This is a genomic window from Sulfitobacter dubius (assembly GCF_027214245.1).
GTDB classification, from domain to species: domain Bacteria; phylum Pseudomonadota; class Alphaproteobacteria; order Rhodobacterales; family Rhodobacteraceae; genus Sulfitobacter; species Sulfitobacter dubius_A.
The window spans coordinates 304078-321170 of the sequence record NZ_JAPWHM010000003.1; the positions used below are offsets into that span (position 1 = coordinate 304078).

General features: G+C 62.0%; 17 protein-coding genes. 4 read left to right on the forward strand and 13 right to left on the reverse strand.

Annotated elements, in window-relative coordinates; all coding sequences use genetic code 11:
• Window positions 1–2: 2 nt before the first annotated feature.
• The 13 genes from lpxB to pyrH form a co-directional block, all read right to left on the reverse strand.
• A complete protein-coding gene (gene lpxB / locus O4H31_RS08550; RefSeq protein ID WP_269344811.1) occupies window positions 3–1154 on the reverse strand; it encodes a lipid-A-disaccharide synthase in 1152 nt (383 codons plus the stop codon).
• Window positions 1151–1951, reverse strand: a complete 801-nt coding sequence (locus tag O4H31_RS08555; RefSeq protein ID WP_269344813.1) for an LpxI family protein — start codon at window positions 1949–1951, stop codon at window positions 1151–1153. The genes lpxB and O4H31_RS08555 overlap by 4 nt, the downstream gene beginning before the upstream one ends.
• The gene (gene lpxA / locus O4H31_RS08560) at window positions 1948–2730 is read right to left on the reverse strand and encodes an acyl-ACP--UDP-N-acetylglucosamine O-acyltransferase (RefSeq protein WP_243262962.1); all 783 of its coding nucleotides are present in this window, start codon (window positions 2728–2730) and stop codon (window positions 1948–1950) included. Before lpxA ends, O4H31_RS08555 begins: the two co-directional genes overlap by 4 nt.
• Window positions 2727–3197, reverse strand: coding sequence for a 3-hydroxyacyl-ACP dehydratase FabZ (gene fabZ / locus O4H31_RS08565; RefSeq protein WP_067939985.1), 471 nt, complete (start codon window positions 3195–3197; stop codon window positions 2727–2729). Before fabZ ends, lpxA begins: the two co-directional genes overlap by 4 nt.
• 82 nt (window positions 3198–3279) lie before the next feature.
• On the reverse strand, window positions 3280–3864 hold the full coding sequence (locus O4H31_RS08570) for an OmpH family outer membrane protein (RefSeq protein WP_269344818.1): 585 nt from the start codon (window positions 3862–3864) through the stop codon (window positions 3280–3282).
• Window positions 3865–3868: 4 nt separating this feature from the next.
• Window positions 3869–6202 carry an outer membrane protein assembly factor BamA gene (bamA, locus tag O4H31_RS08575; RefSeq protein WP_269344819.1) on the reverse strand — a complete coding sequence of 778 codons (2334 nt, stop codon included), beginning with the start codon at window positions 6200–6202 and terminating at the stop codon, window positions 3869–3871.
• A 206-nt stretch (window positions 6203–6408) separates the two neighbouring features.
• Window positions 6409–6534: a hypothetical protein gene (locus tag O4H31_RS08580; protein WP_260009468.1), complete on the reverse strand. Its 126-nt coding sequence runs from the start codon at window positions 6532–6534 to the stop codon at window positions 6409–6411.
• A gap of 141 nt (window positions 6535–6675) precedes the next feature.
• Window positions 6676–8028 (reverse strand): RIP metalloprotease RseP, encoded by a 1353-nt coding sequence (gene rseP / locus O4H31_RS08585; protein WP_269344822.1) that lies wholly within the window; start codon window positions 8026–8028, stop codon window positions 6676–6678.
• A 4-nt stretch (window positions 8029–8032) separates the two neighbouring features.
• Window positions 8033–9214: a 1-deoxy-D-xylulose-5-phosphate reductoisomerase gene (dxr, locus tag O4H31_RS08590; protein ID WP_269344824.1), complete on the reverse strand. Its 1182-nt coding sequence runs from the start codon at window positions 9212–9214 to the stop codon at window positions 8033–8035.
• Between the two features lie 6 nt (window positions 9215–9220).
• A complete protein-coding gene (locus O4H31_RS08595) occupies window positions 9221–10012 on the reverse strand; it encodes a phosphatidate cytidylyltransferase (protein WP_269344826.1) in 792 nt (263 codons plus the stop codon).
• Window positions 10013–10023: 11 nt separating this feature from the next.
• Entirely contained in the window at window positions 10024–10761 is a 738-nt protein-coding gene (gene uppS / locus O4H31_RS08600; RefSeq protein WP_269344828.1) for a polyprenyl diphosphate synthase, read from the reverse strand.
• A 48-nt stretch (window positions 10762–10809) separates the two neighbouring features.
• The gene (gene frr, locus O4H31_RS08605; protein WP_007120421.1) at window positions 10810–11376 is read right to left on the reverse strand and encodes a ribosome recycling factor; all 567 of its coding nucleotides are present in this window, start codon (window positions 11374–11376) and stop codon (window positions 10810–10812) included.
• A 173-nt stretch (window positions 11377–11549) separates the two neighbouring features.
• A complete protein-coding gene (pyrH, locus tag O4H31_RS08610; RefSeq protein WP_067628872.1) occupies window positions 11550–12275 on the reverse strand; it encodes a UMP kinase in 726 nt (241 codons plus the stop codon).
• A 130-nt stretch (window positions 12276–12405) separates the two neighbouring features.
• Between pyrH and miaA the strand changes: the two genes are divergently transcribed.
• From miaA to O4H31_RS08630, 4 genes are all read left to right on the forward strand, one after another.
• On the forward strand, window positions 12406–13296 hold the full coding sequence (gene miaA / locus O4H31_RS08615; protein ID WP_269344832.1) for a tRNA (adenosine(37)-N6)-dimethylallyltransferase MiaA: 891 nt from the start codon (window positions 12406–12408) through the stop codon (window positions 13294–13296).
• A 100-nt stretch (window positions 13297–13396) separates the two neighbouring features.
• A complete protein-coding gene (locus O4H31_RS08620) occupies window positions 13397–14173 on the forward strand; it encodes a helix-turn-helix domain-containing protein (protein WP_067628869.1) in 777 nt (258 codons plus the stop codon).
• A 311-nt stretch (window positions 14174–14484) separates the two neighbouring features.
• Window positions 14485–15573 carry an ABC transporter permease gene (locus O4H31_RS08625; RefSeq protein WP_269344836.1) on the forward strand — a complete coding sequence of 363 codons (1089 nt, stop codon included), beginning with the start codon at window positions 14485–14487 and terminating at the stop codon, window positions 15571–15573.
• Between the two features lie 12 nt (window positions 15574–15585).
• Window positions 15586–17052: an ABC transporter permease gene (locus O4H31_RS08630; RefSeq protein ID WP_269344838.1), complete on the forward strand. Its 1467-nt coding sequence runs from the start codon at window positions 15586–15588 to the stop codon at window positions 17050–17052.
• Window positions 17053–17093: the final 41 nt, after the last annotated feature.

Genomic DNA, 17093 nt, shown 5'->3' on the forward strand with positions numbered 1-17093 from the left:
CCCTACAGCCGCGCCAAAACCGCGCGCGCGGCCCGCAGGCCCGGCGCCTCACCACCCTGCCCCAAGCGCTGCATCGTCAACGCCATCGCGTCCTTTTGCGCGCCCGGTGCCCGCAACACCTGCAAAACGCCTTCGGCAATGGGTCCGGGGCGGCAATTGGCACCGATGAATTCCGGCACCACGCGGGTTTCGGAGACGAGGTTAACCAGTGTCACCGTATCCACCCGCAGCATCCGCCCGATGATCTGGCGGCTGATCCAGTTCATGTCATAGGCGATGACCATTGGCGTGTTCACCGCAGCCAGCTCCAGTGACACGGTGCCCGAGGCCGCCAGCGCCACATCCGCCGCGCGGAAGGCGGCGCGTTTGGTGGCGGTGAACTCTTCGGACGCCATATCACGCGGGTCCAGCACCAGCGGGTTGCCTGCCCAATTGCGCGTCACCTGTTTGACCAAGGCCGCCACGGGGGCCGCCGCTGGCACCACGACGCGCAAGGCCGGCTCCGCCTCGACCAGCCGCGCGACAACCTGCTGGAACACTGGTGCCAGCCGGGTGACCTCGCCCCGGCGCGAGCCGGGCAACGCCAGCAACAGCGGTGCATCCGCAAGACGATGCTCGGCGCGAAAGGCCGCTGCAGCAGCATCGTCAGCAGTCGGCTCGGCCACCACCGGGTGCCCGACGAAATCGCAGGCCATGCCCGCCGCTTCCATATAGGGCGGCTCGAAGGGGAAAAGCGCCAGCACATGATCGACAGATCGGGCCATCTTCTCAGCCCGGCCGGGGCGCCATGCCCAGACGGTCGGGGCCACGTAATGCACTGTTCTGATGTCGGATTTCTCCTTCACCTTACGCGCCACGCGCAGCGAAAAATCGGGACTGTCGATGGTGATGAGCACATCTGGCTTGGTCTCAATCACCGCCTGCGCCGTCTCATTGATCCGGGCCATCAGCGCGCGGTATTTGGGCAGGATCTCCGCCAGCCCCATGACGCTCAACTCGTCCATGTCGAACCGGCTTTCCAACCCCTGAGCCATCATCATCGGCCCGCCGATGCCGTCGAATGTCACCTCGGGGCAAAGCTCTTTCAGCCCCGCCATTAGCGCGCCGCCCAACCGATCGCCCGAAGGCTCGCCTGCCAGAATGAACACCCTCATACCGTGTCTTCCTCTCGGACCCAGAGCACCAGACCAAGCTCATCAGCCAGCGCCACGCAGGCGTCACGTTCCAGCAGCATCACACCGCCCGCCTTAACCACCACGCCAGCCAGCCCCGCCGCATGGGCGGCGCGCAGCGTATCAGGGCCGATGGTGGGCAGGTCGATCTCGCGGATTTGGCCAGCCTTCGGGCCTTTGCAGAGCACTGCGCGCGCGCCCTGCATAGCCTCCGGCAGGGTTGCAAGCAGGTGATCCGTACCCCCGATGGCCTCGACCCCATAAACCTGGTCACGCCCGATCACGCAGGCCTGTCCGATGTCCAAGCTTGCCAAACCGTCCAGCACCGCCATGCCGCGCGCCGCATCCCGGCGCATTTGTTCGTCGGGCAGTTCGCGCGACAGTACACCGCTGTCGGCCAGCAGGTCGGGCACCAATTCGTCGGCCCCGACCACCCGCAGACCATGATCTTCGAAAATTGTCTTAATCACCTCAAGTGCGCCATTGTCGCCCGCTGCCAGTGCCTGTTTGAACTGCGGCACCAAGGGCGCTGTGCGCATGTCGAGCTTTGCCGGATCAAGCGTTGGTCGGTCGATTGCGCCGCAAAGGCAAACCTCGCGGATGCCCACGCCCAAAAGATGCGCCAGAAGGCTGCCCAGCGTCTCCAATCGAAAGGTCAGATCCGCCTTCAACCCATCCGGCGCACAGCCCTCATAGGCGCAGACCAAGGGCGGCTCGGCCTGCGCTGCCGCCACCCGTGCGGGCAAGCCGCCGCGTCCGGCGATCAGCGCAAGGCTCATTTCGGCGTCAGGAAATGGCGGCCCGTGTCGGCCATGACGAAATCAACGATCTGGCGGACATAATCGCTTTGGGTTTCATCCCCCAAACGCCGCGCCCGGTCCGAGAATGTCCCCTCGCCCTGCGCCAACATCTGGAACGCTGCCCGCAGCGCCGTGATGTCGCTACGTGCCACACCGGCGCGCTTCAGCCCGACAAGGTTCAACCCGTCCAGATCCCCGCGCGGCGCTTGCACAAGGCCGTAGGGGATCACGTCGTTCGTCACCATGGTCACAGCACCGATGATCGCACCCTGCCCGATGCGCACCCATTGGTGGATGCCCGACAGCCCGCCGATGATGACGTCATCCTCAAGCACACAGTGGCCCGCGACAGCGGCGGAGTTCACCACAATGACCCGGTCGCCCACAATCGCGTCATGCGCGATGTGACAGCCCGCCATGAACAGCCCGTCGTCGCCCACACGCGTCACGCCGCCACCGCCTTCGGTGCCGCAGTTCATGGTGACATGCTCGCGGATGCGGTTGCGCTCGCCTATGACCAGACGGCTGGCTTCGCCCTTGAACTTCAAGTCCTGTGGGATTTCACCGATCACGGCGAAGGGGAAGATCACCGTGCCTGCGCCGACCTCGGTCTGGCCGGTGACGATCACATGGGATTTAAGCTCCACATCCGCCTTCAGCACAACCTGTGGCCCTACCACGCAGAAAGGGCCGATCTTGACCGAAGGGTCGATCTGCGCGCCCTCTTCGATCACGGCACTGGGGTGAATATTGCTCATGCTGCGTCCTGTGGCAGGTCCAACATCGCCATGAACTCGGCCTCGGCGGCCATTTCACCATCAACGGTGGCCACACCGCCGAATTTCCAGATCTTCGCACCCGGCTTGCCGCGCAGAGTTTTCAGGTCCATCCGCAGCACATCGCCGGGGCCAACCTTGCGGCGGAACTTACATTTGTCGATGGACATGAAATAGATCAGCATGTCGCGGTCCTGCATGCCAAGGGCGGTGCCCACCATCACGCCTGCCGTCTGGGCCATGGCCTCAACAATGGTGACGCCCGGCATGATCGGCGTGCCGGGGAAATGGCCCTGAAAATGCGGCTCGTTCATGGTGACGTTTTTGTAGCCGACAGCACTCTCGGTGCCCTTGATCTCTTCGACCTTGTCGACCAGCAAAAACGGGTAGCGGTGCGGCAAGATGCGCTGGATCAACTGGATATCGGCGCGCAGCAGCTCTTCGGTCATGGACTGTCCTTTGTCTCAGAAGGTTGCTGAATGGCTACCAATTCAGGCGGCTGGGGGCAAGCATCCCCGCGGAGCGCGCGGATCAGTCGGCGTCGGTCAGCCCGGTTCCGATCGCCTCATCCAGCAGGGCAATCGCTTCATCCGTGACCTCAATCACCGAGGAAGAGACAAAGACCCGCCGCCGCTCAAGAATGACCGCCGCGTCGGAATTGCGCATCAACTGCTCAAGCACCGGGGCCGCGGCAGACAGGAACCGCTCGCGCTCAAGATCCAACGCCTCGCTCAGCGCCCGGTTTTTCGCCGCCTGCTCTGCCCTTGTGCGCTGGACCTTCTCGTCAAAGGCATCGGCCAGAAGCCGGAACTGAGCGGGCTTCATCTGCGACCGTTTTTCGGTGAGTTCGCGTTCTTCCGCCTCTAGGGCCGCCTCAATCTCGCGGTTTTCGGTGGCCAGCTGCTCACTCTCGGCTTCGATCTCGCGGGTGACGCGCTGGCCAAAGGCACTGTCGCGGAACAGGCGCTCAGAATCGATGGTCAGCACGGGGCTGATCACACCGCCCCGCGCGGGGGCTGGCGTGTTTGTTTGCGGCTCTGCCACAGGGGCCTGCTGCGCGAGGCCGGGGGTGACCCCGGCCAGCATCACCACCAAGGGGATGAGAGCGCGGCGCATGGGCTTAGAACGTGGTCCGCAGCGTGACCTCAAAGCTTTGCTCTTTGTCAAAGCTCTCTTTTTTCAGCGCGTCGGAGACGTTGAACTGAAGCGGGCCAAGCGGCGTGTCCCAGAAGACCGAGAAGCCAATCACGTGACGGAAAGAGCCGCCTTCACCGACGATGGTGCCGCCCGTGGTGTCAACATCGCTCAGATCCCACAGGTTGCCCACGTCATAGAAAACACCACCAGAGATGCCATATTCCTCGGGCAGACCCAGCGGGAATTCCGCCTCGAAACGGGCCACGGCAAAGAGGTTGCCGCCAAGTGCGTCGTCAACACCGTTGCTCTGATCGCGTGGGCCGATGCCGCCCGGCTCAAAGCCGCGCATGATCGACGGGCCGAGGATGAAGCGGTCAACCGCGCGGTTGGTGCCGCTGTTCCACGCCAGCGCACCGCCCTCAAGCGTGGCACGCAGGGTCACTTCCTCGTTAAAGATGCGCTTTTCGCCCGCGATCTTGGCAGTCGTCTTGATAAACTCGTTATCCCCACCAAGCCCGGCAAAGTCCTGCCCGAACTCGAACAGGATGCCCTGTGTCGGGTCCAGCCCGGTGCGGCGGGTGTCATAGGTGTAGGTGTAGCCGAGGGAGGAAGAGAACAACGCGCCTTCCGCGATTTCATTCGCGATGGTGGCGCTGTTATCCTCATCATCACGCTCCAGCATCTCGATCCCTTCGAGGGTATAGCGCGTCGACAGACGGCCATTCTCGCTTACCGGGAAGGTCAGGCTGGGCTGGAATACCAGACGTTCGGTGTCATAGCTGGTGTAAGACGAATTGGTTTCCGCATAATCAAGCTTGAGACCAAGCGCCACGTCACGCCCCAAAAAGCGCGGCTCGACAAAGGTCACGCCATAGCGCGTGGCATCTTCGGCGGTGGAGATCGACAGGTTCAGCCGCTGGCCGCGCCCGAGGAAGTTTTCCTCTTGGAAGCTGACTGCCACTCCGAAACCGTCGTTGTTCGAAAAAGAGCCGCCAAAGTTCAGCGAGCCTGTGGGCTTTTCTTCTACATCCACATCGATCACAACCTGCTCAGGGCTGGAGCCTTGGCGGGCGTTGACCTCTGCCGTCTCAAAATACTGCAGCGCGCGGATACGTTCTGCGGCTTGGCGAATTTCGCGCGGGTTGAACGGGTCACCCTCCACGCTGTCGAACTCGCGGCGGATCACCCGGTCAAGCGTGGTGGTGTTGCCTTCGATGTCGATCCGCTCAACAAAGATACGCTCGCCACGGGACAACTTGTAGGTCACGTTGAGCGACAGGTCACGGTCGTTGCGGTCGATCACCGGCTCGACGCGCAGGAAATCGACACCATCGCGGATCGCTTGGCGCTCGATCCGGGCGATGTCATTCTCGATCAGAGTGGGCGAGTAGATCACGCCGGGGCGGATCTTGAGCAGGTCACGGTACACGGCGGCGTTCAGACCCGGCACTTCGGACTCGACTGACACGTTGCCGAAACGGAACTGCTGCCCCTCGGTGATGTTATAGGCCACGAAGACGCCATCACGTTCTTCGGTCAGTTCGGCGTTGACCGCTTCGGTGCGCATGTCGACATAGCCGCGCGACAGGTAGAAATCCCGCAGCATCTGCTTATCGGCTTCAACCCGGCCTTCGACATAGGTGTCACGTTTGACCAAACGGCGGAACAGACCCGCCTGTTTGGTACCCAACACGCGGCGCAGGCGACGGTCGGAGTAGACGCGGTTGCCGACAAAGCTCAGACGCTCGATCTCGACGTTGTCGCCTTCGAAGATTTCGAACACCAGATCGACGCGGTTTTGATCGCGGCGGATGATGCGCGGCTGCACGCGGGCCGACAGACGGCCTTCGTTGCTATAGGCCTCGGCGATGGCGGCGGCGTCTTGCTCGGCTTGGCTGGGGTTGAACACCCGACGCTCGGTAGAACCGATAAGTTCGGCCAGCATCTCATCCTTGATGCGGCGGTTGCCCTCAAAGCTGACCCGGTTCAGCGTCGGCAGTTCCACCACCGTGATGACCAACGTGCCGCCCTGCGGCTCGATAGAAACGGATTCGAAAAGGCCCGAATTTTGCAGGTTCTGGTAGGCGTCGTTCAACTGCCCGCCCGACACCGCCTGCCCGCGCCCGATGCCAGCCCGCCGCAGAATGGCGCTGTCGCCGATCCGCTCGTTGCCTTCGATGACGACCGTGTTGAACTGGTATTGCTGCGCCTGCGCTTGGCTGCCCGGCACGAGCCATGCAACGGACAACATGACACAAAGCGATGCGCCCCGAAGGGTCTTGCCAACATTGCTGCGCTGCGCCCACTCGATGGGCATTCTGCCCTCGTTCCTCAGTCCCATTACACCGACCCGTTTTTTTACGACATTGTTGTCAACCTGACTACGCAGGTTAACGGGGTTTGTCAAAAGCAACGGCCGAGAAAATATACCATATCATGCGGCAAGTTGGGCCAGAATGACATCATGAGCCAAGATCGTGCAGCAGCACCCGATAAGGCACTCTATCACGTGCTCGCAAGCATTCAGAGAGAGGCGACAAAGGCCCCGGCAGAGAGCGCCGCTGCAATGGCCGCGGCAAAGAACGCACGGTCCCAGTTAAGGTCCAAAAGCAGGCTTAGGCCGCGGTATGATCCTTGTAACACGTGCATCACGGGTTCCTTCTTGATGAAAGATGACCATAGCCAAGGATTGCGGCACGATTTTGTTCAATTATGGCCATTTCAAGGCATTACGCCCTGCCCGTAAGGGCAAGGCGCAGGATGTCGTTCACTCTCAAGGGCGGCCCGGCCCTATGGGCAGAACAAGTCGTTCCCAAGCGCAAAGAGCATCAGGGTCAATACCAAGGCGATGCCCATGGTCATCAAGATCCGCAGTGCGCCATCGCTGGGCGGTTTGCCGGTCACAGCCTCATAGGCGTAAAACACCAGATGCCCGCCATCCAAGGCCGGGATTGGGAAAAGGTTCAGCAGACCGACCGCCGTGCTCAGCACCGCGATGAAATAGATGAAGGACTGCGCCCCTTGGCTCGCCATCGCGCCCGAGGTCTGGGCGATGCCCACCGGGCCGCTCAGGTTGCAGGTGCTGATATTGCCGACGATCATCTCGCGCAGGCCCGAGATTGACCCTGTGATGATGCGCCAAGTATTATCTAGGCCCGAGCTAAGCGCCTCCCCCACGCCGGGCGTATCGGTTGCGGGCACAAAGGCCATGCCGCCAACGATGCCGATGCGCAGATTTTGCTTGAAACTGCCGTCAGGCTGCGGCTCATCCGTGGCTTTGGGAACGAGGGTGAAAGGCAGGGTCTCGCCATCGCGCCAGACGGTCAACTCCTGCGGCGCCCCTTCGGAAGCCTCAACCACCTCTTTCAATTCCCCGAAGGCCACGATCTCTTGCCCATTCACCGCGGTGATCACATCGCCGCTGCGCAGACCGGCCTCTTGCGCCGCAGATTGCGGGGCGACGTTGCTGACCAGCGGCGGCATCAGATAGGGGCCGGGCACGGTCAGTTCTTCGCCATCGCGGGTTATGTCATAGCTCAGAACCGCTTCCTGCGGCAGGTTGGTCAGGAAATCGCCATAGCCTCCCCCGGCAGAGAGTGACGGCACCGGGGTGCCTTGGACTGCCCGCAGCACATCGCCCGGTTCCAACTCATATGCCGCATTCGGCAGATCGCGCAGCTCGCCCACGGTGAGCGGATCACGGGCGGTGCCTGCGGTCATCGCCACGGCGAAGAAGATAATGATCGACAGGGCAAAGTTGAACACCGGCCCCGCCGCGACGGTCAGCGCGCGGGCATAAAGCGGCGCGCCATGCATCGTGTGGCGCAGCGCCTCGGGGTCTTCGGCCAGCGCCTGCATCGCGGTTTCGTCCTTGCTGGAAGCCGCATTGGAATCGCCCGCGAATTTCACATAGCCGCCAAAGGGCAGCAGCGCGAACTGCCAGCGCGTGCCGCGCTTATCCATGCGGGAAAACAGCACCGGGCCGAAGCCCAGACTGAAGACATCCGCCTTGATCCCGGTCCAACGGCCAACGATGTAATGGCCGTATTCGTGGATCGCCACGATCACCGAAAGCGCCACGACAAAAGCCAATATCGTCCAGATCAGCCCGCCGAACTCCGGCAATAATCCCATGATGTCCAACCTGCTACCCTGCCCTTTTTTGAATTGCGGCCTCAGCAGCCTTACGTGCGAAATGGTCGGCTTGGCCCACCAAATCAAGTGTCATATCGTCGCTGCCCCGGCCCAAAGACGCGTCGGACGCGCGCGCGTCCAACACTTCCTCGACGATCTCGGCCATCTGGGTAAAGCGCAACTGCCCGCCGATAAAGCCATCCAGCGCCACTTCCTTGGCCGCGTTAAAGACCGCGCCCATGAGCCCGCCTGCCGCCATAACCTCCCGCGCGAGGCGCAGCGCGGGCCAGCGGGCGTCATCGGGGGCGGTGAAATCGAACCGGCCGATCTTGGTCAGGTCCAGCCGTTCCACCGGCAGGGGCGCGCGCTGCGGGTGGTGCAGCGCATAGCCGATCGCATGGCGCATGTCTGGCGGGCCGACGTGCGCCATCAGCCCACCGTCGCAAAACCCTACCAGCGCATGGATCATCGACTGCGGATGCACCAGCACTTCGATAGCCTCAGGCGATACGCCGAAAAACTCCCTTGTCTCAATGACTTCCATCGCCTTATTGAACATCGAGGCAGAGTCGATGGTGATGCGCTGCCCCATGTCCCAGTTCGGATGGCTCGAGGCTTGGTCAAGCGTCGCATTGGCGAGGTCTTCCAGCGGCCAATCCCGAAACGCCCCGCCGCTGGCAGTGATGATAACGCGCTCAACGGCGGCCATGTCTTCGCCGACCAACGCCTGAAACACGGCGGAATGTTCGCTGTCGACCGGCAGGATCGTCGCGCCATGGCGCTTGGCCTCGCCCATGATCAGCGCTCCGGCGCAAACGAGCGATTCCTTATTGGCCAGCGCCAGCGTGCCGCCTTGGCGCAGGGCGGCCAGACCCGGTGCCAGCCCTGCGGCACCGATGATCGCGGACATGGTCCAATCCGCCGGGCGCGATGCCGCCTCTGTAATCGCCTCGGACCCCGCCGCTGCCTCGATCCCACTGCCGCTGAGCGCGTCGCGCAGATCGTCCAACAGGTCTTCGCGGGCAGTGACCGCGACCTCGGCCTTCAACGCTTTCGCGTCCTCGGCCAGTTGCGTGATATTGCCCGCGCCGGTCAGCGCCACTACGTGATAACTGTCAGGCCTGCGCCGGATCAGATCAATCGTGTTCTGACCGATGGACCCGGTCGCCCCCAGTATCGAAATTTTGCGTGGCATGGCGGGTTAATTCACGCCCGGCGGGAAGCCGATCAGCGGCCCAACAATCAGCAAGAACACCGCAGCGCCCAGCATCCCGTCAAAGCGGTCCAACAGGCCACCATGACCAGGAATCAGCGCCGAGCTGTCCTTGACACCCATTTTGCGCTTCATACCCGATTCCGCCATATCGCCCATTTGCGAGGCCATCGACAGCGCGACCGAGATGCCAACGAGTTGCAGGCCAAAGCCGGTGTTGAACGAGAAAATCAGCCCGACAACAGCCGCCCCGACCCAGCCCGACGCGGTGCCGGACCATGTTTTCTTGGGGCTGACCTTTGGCCAAAACTTGGGCCCGCCGATGGCACGGCCGGCGAAATAGCCCACCACATCGGTGACCACGACCACCAGCACCAGCCACATCAACCAGCCAAAGCCCATGTCATCGCGCAGTTGGATCAGGCCAAAGCCCGCCAGCAGGATCATGGCGGTAAAGCTCATGTAAAGCGTGCGGTTGGCCGCCAGCAGGCCAAATCCCAAAAGCGCAGGTGCCAGCAGCAGCGGCAGGCCAAAGCCTACCGGCAGATAGACCGACGCCAACACCGCCGCGCCCGTCACCAGCCCAAGCTGCCAAGAGGCCGCCTGACCGGGGCCGCGCAGCATTCCGACAAGTTCCCAAACCATCAGACCGCAGACCAGCGCCACCAAAAGGTGAAAGGCAACGCCCCCCAACCAGATGCCCAGCAGACCGATCAGGATCATCGCACTGGCCGACAGCATCCGCGCCCGCAGGTCGGACCATTGTTCAGGTGATTTCATCGCGCTTCTCCTTAGGTCTTGACCGCACCGAACCGCCTGTCACGCCCGCCATAGGCGGCGCAGAGCCGGGCGAATTCCTCGCGGGTGAAATCCGGCCACAGCGTGTCGATGAACTCATATTCCGCATAGGCCGATTGCCACAGCAGAAAGTTCGAAATCCGCGCTTCGCCGCTGGTGCGGATCACCAGATCGGGGTCGGGCAGCACATGGGTATCGAGGTAGCGCGGCAGGGTCTCTTCGTCCACGCTGTCGGGGTCAAGTTTGCCGCTGGCGACATCTTGGGCCAAACGATGCGTGGCGCGGGCCACCTCATCGCGGCCGCCGTAATTCAGCGCAATCGTCAGATTGATGCGGGTGTTATGCGCGGTGTGATCCTCAAGCTCTCCCATCAGCTTGATGAGCTTGTCATCCAGCCGGTCGCGGTCCCCGATGAAACGGACCCGCGCGCCATATTCGCTGAGGCTGCGCATTTCCTTGGAGATATAGCGCCGAAACAGCGACATAAGCCCCGCCACTTCGACCTGCGTGCGTTTCCAATTCTCGGTCGAGAAGGCAAAGATCGTCAGATACTCCACCCCCACATCGGGGCAGCACTCAACGACCTCGCGCACCCTCTTGGCACCGGCGTGGTGCCCAAAAAGCCGGGGCCGCCCGCGTTGGGTGGCCCAACGGCCATTGCCGTCCATGATAATCGCCACATGGCGTGGCCCGCCGGGTATCGTTTGGGGCTGGGTTTCGGCGGTGCTCATGTCTCGACCTTTTCTTTCAAGTTCTATGTCCCTGCGCGAAAGCGCGGGTCAGACTTGCATGATTTCGGCCTGTTTCGTCTCAAGCTGGTCGTCGATGAGGGTGATGAAGCGGTTGGTCAGGTCTTGCACTTCGCCTTCCCAGATTTTCTGGTCATCTTCGGACATCGCACCGTCGTTCTTGGCTTTCTTGATCTGGTCCATCCCGTCGCGTCGGATGTTGCGGATCGAAACGCGGGCGTGTTCGGCATACTGCCCGGCAACCTTGGTCAACTGGGTGCGGCGCTCTTCGTTCAGCTCAGGGATCGGCAGCATGATGATGGTGCCATTGAGCTGCGGGTTGATGCCCAGACCGCTTTCGCGGATGGCTTTTTCAACCTTACCAACAAGACCTTTGTCCCAAACGTTGATCGTCACCATGCGCGGCTCGGGCACGTTGACGGTGCCGACTTGGTTCACCGGGGTCATCTGGCCGTAAGCCTCAACCATCACCGGCTCCAGCATGGAGGCCGAGCCACGCCCTGTGCGCAGCGATGCGAACTCGGTCCGAAGCGACGCAATTGCGCCGTTCATCCGCCGTTCAAGATCATCGGTATCGAGCATAAATTCGTCTGACATGGCGAGGCCTGCTTGTTGTTTCCTTGCGTTACGGCTTTCTAACGGTGGCGCGGCGCTTTCACAACTGCCCATTATATCGCCACCATCTGACAACCGCGCCCCCTTGCGAGGGGCGCGGCGACCTCGGGCCAATCGCCCCGCCGTAGGACGATCCCCGCGCTGTGGTGCGCGTCTTAACCGACGCGGGTGTAAGTACCCTGCCCCGCCAAAATGCCTTGGAAGCCGCCCGGCTCGTCCAACGAGAAGACGATGATCGGCAGGTTGTTGTCCCGCGCCAGCGCGATGGCAGAGGCGTCCATCACGCCAAGCCGCTTTTGCAGCACGTCGTCATAGCTTACCATGTCATAGCGTTTCGCGTCGTCGAACTTGGCCGGATCCTTGTCATAGACGCCATCGACCTTGGTGCCCTTAAAGATCGCCTCGCAAGACATTTCATTGGCGCGCAGGGTCGCAGCGGTGTCGGTGGTGAAATAGGGGTTGCCGGTGCCTGCGGCAAAGATGCAAACGCGCTTCTTCTCAAGGTGGCGCACAGCACGGCGGCGGATGTAAGGCTCGGCCACTTCGTTCATCGTAATGGCCGAAATCACCCGTGTGTGGATGCCCAGACCCTCAAGCGCGGACTGCATCGCCAGCGCGTTCATGACCGTGGCGAGCATGCCCATGTAATCCGCCGTCGTCCGCTCCATCCCCTGCGCCGAGCCTTGCAGCCCGCGGAAAATGTTGCCGCCACCGATCACCATGCAGATCTCGACGCCCAGACTGTGCACCGATTGCACCTCGCGGGCGATGCGTTCGACGGTTGGCGGATGCAGACCATAGCCGAGGTCACCCATCAGCGCCTCCCCGGAAATCTTTAGCATCACGCGATTAAAGGAGACTTGGGGGGTGTCTTGGGACATCGGGCACACCTTATTATTTCACCAACCGGGGGAGATTTGAGCCTTGCGGCGGTGAAGGGTTTTCATTTCGCGCCAAAATGTCGCAAATACGCCCAAGGTTCAATGCGGGACGTAAGGAAGACGCAAAGAAATGCCGGATATTCCCAAGGCCCAGATGGATGCCCTGTTGCAAGACCTGCCGCCCGAGCGGCCTGTGCTCATCGCCGGGCCGACCGCCAGCGGCAAATCTGCCCTGGCACTCGCCATTGCCGAGGCGCAGGGCGGTGTGATCGTGAACGCCGATGCCAGTCAGGTCTACGCCCCGCTGCGCATCATCAGCGCCCGGCCCTCAGCCGAAGAAGAGGCCCGTGCGCCGCATCTGCTCTATGGTCATCTGGCCGAGGATGCACCCTATTCCACCGGCCATTGGCTGCGCGAGGTGGCCCCGCTGCTGGGCGGCGATCAGCGGGTGATTATCACCGGTGGCACCGGGCTTTACTTCGCGGCTCTGACCCAAGGATTAGCTGAGATACCGGAAACTCCGCCAGAGGTCCGCGCCCAAGGCGATGACATGACGCTCGAAGACCTGTTGGCGCAACTTGATGCCGAGACCGCCGCAGGCATCGACCAGCGCAACCGCGCGCGGGTACAGCGCGCTTGGGAAGTGTTGCAGGCCACCGGGCGCGGCCTGTCGGACTGGCAGCGCAATACCGGCGCGCCGCTCTTGCCGCTCGCGGACTGCCTGCCGATTGGTTTCGATGTTGAGCGGGATTGGCTGAACGCCCGCATCGCACAGCGCTTTGACTTGATGCTGGAACAAGGCGCCTTGGAAGAGGTTGCCGCCCTCCGCCCGCGCTATGACCCATCGCTGCCTGCCCATCGCGCCATCGGCGTGCCGGAACTGATCCGCCACCTTGACGGCGATTGGCCACTGCACCGCGCCCGCGAAGCCGCCGTGGTTGCCACCCGGCGCTTCGCCAAGCGGCAGCGCACTTGGATGCGCAGTAAAATGGCAGATTGGCATCGGGTGACGCCGCAATAACCGCAGGGCGCATACAGTTTCTTGCGTTATTCCAACCATCCGATAGCCTGACGTCGTAGATTGGCCCGACAGGGTTGCCATTTCTCGACGAAAGCGCCGCGTGCCCCAAACGCAGATACAAACCCAGACCTTGGCCCAGCTTTCGGCGGGGCAAGATTGGCGGCTGACCCTCGCCCATGAGCGCGACCACCATCTTTTGATCTGGATCACCCGGGGCCAGGGTCGGTTGCTGCTGGATGGGCAACGCCGGGGCATCAGCCCCCATAACGCGCTCTGGATACCCGCGCGATCACTCTTTGCGCTGGAGCTGGGGTATCAATGTCTGGGCCATGCGGTGCTGATACCGGAAGACCGCGATGTGCGTTTGCCCGAAATGCCGCGCCAGTTGCGCATCCGCGACGGTGTGGCCCAATCCGAAATCGCGGCCCTGATCGAACAGACCCAGAGGGAGGTTCAGCAAGGCCGCCCCCTGCAGCAAGACGCACTTAAGGCTCAGGTTGCGCTGATATCGGTATGGCTCCGCCGTCAGATCATGTCGGACGAACACGCCGCCCCCCGGCCCAAGGCCGGCGACAGGCTCAGCGCGCGGTTCTGCGCCCTGATCGCCCAGCGCGCGCCCAAGGGTGGCAGCATGGCCGATCACGCAGCAGAACTGGGCGTCACGCCGACCCATCTGACCCGGGCCGTCAAAGCGGCCACCGGCAAATCCGCCGCCGATCTCTTGACCGAACGCAGTTGCCATGCTGCCCGGCGTCTGTTGGCCGAAACCGATCAAACAGCCGCCGAGATCGCAGCCTCTCTGGGCTTTGGCTCCGCTGCCTATTTCACCCGTTTCATGCAGCAGCACAGCGGCCTTCCCCCCAGCAAGCTGCGCTGACCCCTGTCCGAATTGTCGCTTTCAGACCCTTAGAATGTCGCAAAAACTCCCTCAAACGGCTCAGCCGAATGTTGACGCGCGACCAATTTCCATGCCTCATGGGCGAACCGCTTTGCAAAGAGCCGGATAAACGGCCAGGCAGATGACGCTAAAAACGCCTTGCCTTAAGGCCCTAGTGCCATAACTCAACAAGGCGGCAAAAATCTGCCGCGAACAGAACCGGCGCTGTCACGGCGCCGCACGAATTAAAAAGGCCAAAAAGGCCGCATCGTCGGGCCAAGTCACCGCCCGACCCTGCTACAGGGGACCACATGGGACTATTCATTTTGCGCCGGCTGGGTGTGATGATGCTGACGGCGCTGTGCCTGACGTTCATCGTATTCTGGCTGACCAATCTCTATCCGAACCTTGAAAAACTCGCCAAAACCCAAGGCAATTTTCGCATGTCAGACGAGGCCGTGGCCAGCTACCTTGAAAGCCGCGGCTATTTGCAACCCACCGTCGACAAGTTCGGCGAATGGCTGGGCGTGTTGCCCGGATGGGTCACAGAAGGCGACACGCCGGAAGAGACCTTTGGCCGCTGTTTCGCCCCCGGCACCCCGGTAGAGGCGCGTCCCACTCGCTGCGGCATCCTGCAAGGCGATTGGGGGTTTTCGACCGTCTTCAAGGAGCCCGTAGGCGAAACCGTCCTGACCCGCCTCGCCCTCACCGGCAAGTTGATGTTCTGGGTGCTGATGCTGATGGTCCCCTCGGCGCTGATTGTCGGTGTGCTGGCGGGGATGCGCGAAGGCTCCAAACTTGACCGCTCGCTCTCGACTTTCTCCATCGCTACCACGGCGACGCCAGAATATGTCTCGGGCGTGATTTTCATCGCGGTACTGGCCTCCTCGCGCTTTGGCCTCTCGCCGCTTCTGGCGGAATGGGGCTGGATCGACAGTAAAACCCTGTTTCTCGGCTCCGCCACGTCTGCCATGAAAGACGCCAACTTCTGGAACTTCTTCCTGCCGGTGCTGACCATCTCGCTCTACGGCATGGGCTATATCGCGCGGATGACGCGGGCCTCGATGACTGAGGTGATGACCGCGCAATATATCCGTACCGCGCGGCTAAAGGGCGTGAAATTCTCTGAGATCGTGCTGAAACACGCCCTGCGCAACGCGCTGATCGCGCCCTTCACCGTCATCATGCTGCAAATCCCATGGTTGTTGAACGGTGTGGTGATCGTGGAGACCCTGTTCAATTACAAGGGCTTCGGCTGGCTGCTCGTTCAAGCGGCGGCCAATAACGACATCGAACTGCTGCTCGCCGTTTCGGTCGTGTCGGTCATCGTCGTTCTTGTAACGCAGTTGATCTCGGATATCGGCTACGTCTTCCTCAACCCGCGCATTCGCATTTCATAAGGGAGCATGGACATGGAACAACTGACATGGACCGGGTCTCTTGCGGGGCTCAATATCATCTTCCTCGGCCTTTGCGTGATGCTGGCCTTGGCTGTCGCGGCGCAGATTGTCGTTTCGTTCTTTCCCGCCAGTGACGCGCAAGAGATCAACCCCGATGGCACCGTCGCCCGGAGGGGCGGGCTGGCAGGCGGGTTGAACCGCGCGGTGATCCTACTGTTTGCGCTGCTGATCCTCGTGCTGCTGATCTATATCGTCGCCGGTGCCTTCATGGGGCCGCAAGCGGGCATCTTCGGCGGCATGTCGCAGCAGATGCTGCCGGTCTGGATCGCACTGATCCTGACCTTCGCCGTCTCCATCCACTTCAAACGCCGCCTTGGCCTCTACGGCAAGCTTTTCGACAGCACCGTGGGGATGATCGGCTTTGCCATCGTCATGTTCTGGGTCTTCACCGGAGTCTTTGGCGGGTTGTTCGACCTGCTGGTGACCCACGACAGCCTCAGCCAAACGTCGGGCATGAAGAACAAGCTGCCCGGCACCCCGCTGCGCAGCCCCGATGAGGGCGAATACCCGTGGTTCCTGCTTGGCGGTGACAACCTTGCCCGCGACGTCTTCTCACGGCTGATCAAGGGCTCTTGGGTCGTGGTGCAGATCGCGCCCTTGGCGACACTCTTTGCCTTCATGGTGGGGATCACGCTGGGCCTGCCTGCGGGCTACTACGGCGGGCGGCTGGATACGATCCTCAGCTTTCTGGCGAACCTGATCCTCGCGTTCCCGGTCATCTTGCTGTTCTACCTGCTGGTGACGCCTGAGATCGTGCTGACCGGCATCCCGAACTATATGGCCGTGTTCTTGTTCATCTTCCCGCTGATCTTCCTCGCTGTGCTGCTGAACTCACGCTATTACACGCAGCCATCGTTCCGCACGCCTCTGTTGATCGTGGTGCTGGGCATTGTCGGCTGGCTGTACCTATCGCTGGTGTCCACCGACGGCGCGATCGTGGCGACCGACACCTACCGCATCCCCGGATTGCCGAGCATGATCGACCTCTTTGATATCGACCCCGGCGTGCTGGTGGTCTTTGTCTCGGTCGTCTTCGTGAACTCGCCCACGGTGTTCCGCATCGTGCGCGGCCTCGCGCTGGACATCAAAACGCGCGACTATGTGGCCGCCGCCCAAACCCGCGGCGAAGGCCCGTGGTACATCATGCTGTGGGAGATCCTGCCCAATGCCCGTGGCCCGCTGATCGTCGATTTCTGCCTGCGCATCGGTTATACCACGATCCTTCTAGGCACTTTGGGCTTCTTCGGTCTTGGGCTGGAAAGCGAAAGTCCAGATTGGGGCAGCACGATTAACGCAGGCCGCCGCCTGCTGTCGCTGTATCCACACGCGGCCATCGCGCCCGCGCTTGCACTTCTGAGCCTCGTGCTGGGTCTGAACCTACTGGCCGACGGCCTGCGCGAAGAGTCCTTGCGCGATTAATAAACGTCATCCGGGGGCACTTCCCCCCGGATCCTTTTGAT

What these genes read in the sequence shown, in the direction of transcription:
- fabZ (WP_067939985.1), bottom strand. Translation starts at nt 3,197, where the DNA reads ATGACCGAAGAGCTGCTGCGCGCCGATATCCAGTTGATCCAGCGCATC.
- O4H31_RS08595 (WP_269344826.1), bottom strand. Translation starts at nt 10,012, where the DNA reads ATGAAATCACCTGAACAATGGTCCGACCTGCGGGCGCGGATGCTGTCG.
- O4H31_RS08555 (WP_269344813.1), bottom strand. Translation starts at nt 1,951, where the DNA reads ATGAGCCTTGCGCTGATCGCCGGACGCGGCGGCTTGCCCGCACGGGTG.
- bamA (WP_269344819.1), bottom strand. Translation starts at nt 6,202, where the DNA reads ATGCCCATCGAGTGGGCGCAGCGCAGCAATGTTGGCAAGACCCTTCGG.
- O4H31_RS08580 (WP_260009468.1), bottom strand. Translation starts at nt 6,534, where the DNA reads ATGCACGTGTTACAAGGATCATACCGCGGCCTAAGCCTGCTTTTGGAC.
- pyrH (WP_067628872.1), bottom strand. Translation starts at nt 12,275, where the DNA reads ATGTCCCAAGACACCCCCCAAGTCTCCTTTAATCGCGTGATGCTAAAG.
- dxr (WP_269344824.1), bottom strand. Translation starts at nt 9,214, where the DNA reads ATGCCACGCAAAATTTCGATACTGGGGGCGACCGGGTCCATCGGTCAG.
- miaA (WP_269344832.1), top strand. Translation starts at nt 12,406, where the DNA reads ATGCCGGATATTCCCAAGGCCCAGATGGATGCCCTGTTGCAAGACCTG.
- O4H31_RS08630 (WP_269344838.1), top strand. Translation starts at nt 15,586, where the DNA reads ATGGAACAACTGACATGGACCGGGTCTCTTGCGGGGCTCAATATCATC.
- lpxB (WP_269344811.1), bottom strand. Translation starts at nt 1,154, where the DNA reads ATGAGGGTGTTCATTCTGGCAGGCGAGCCTTCGGGCGATCGGTTGGGC.
- frr (WP_007120421.1), bottom strand. Translation starts at nt 11,376, where the DNA reads ATGTCAGACGAATTTATGCTCGATACCGATGATCTTGAACGGCGGATG.
- O4H31_RS08570 (WP_269344818.1), bottom strand. Translation starts at nt 3,864, where the DNA reads ATGCGCCGCGCTCTCATCCCCTTGGTGGTGATGCTGGCCGGGGTCACC.
- lpxA (WP_243262962.1), bottom strand. Translation starts at nt 2,730, where the DNA reads ATGAGCAATATTCACCCCAGTGCCGTGATCGAAGAGGGCGCGCAGATC.
- O4H31_RS08625 (WP_269344836.1), top strand. Translation starts at nt 14,485, where the DNA reads ATGGGACTATTCATTTTGCGCCGGCTGGGTGTGATGATGCTGACGGCG.
- uppS (WP_269344828.1), bottom strand. Translation starts at nt 10,761, where the DNA reads ATGAGCACCGCCGAAACCCAGCCCCAAACGATACCCGGCGGGCCACGC.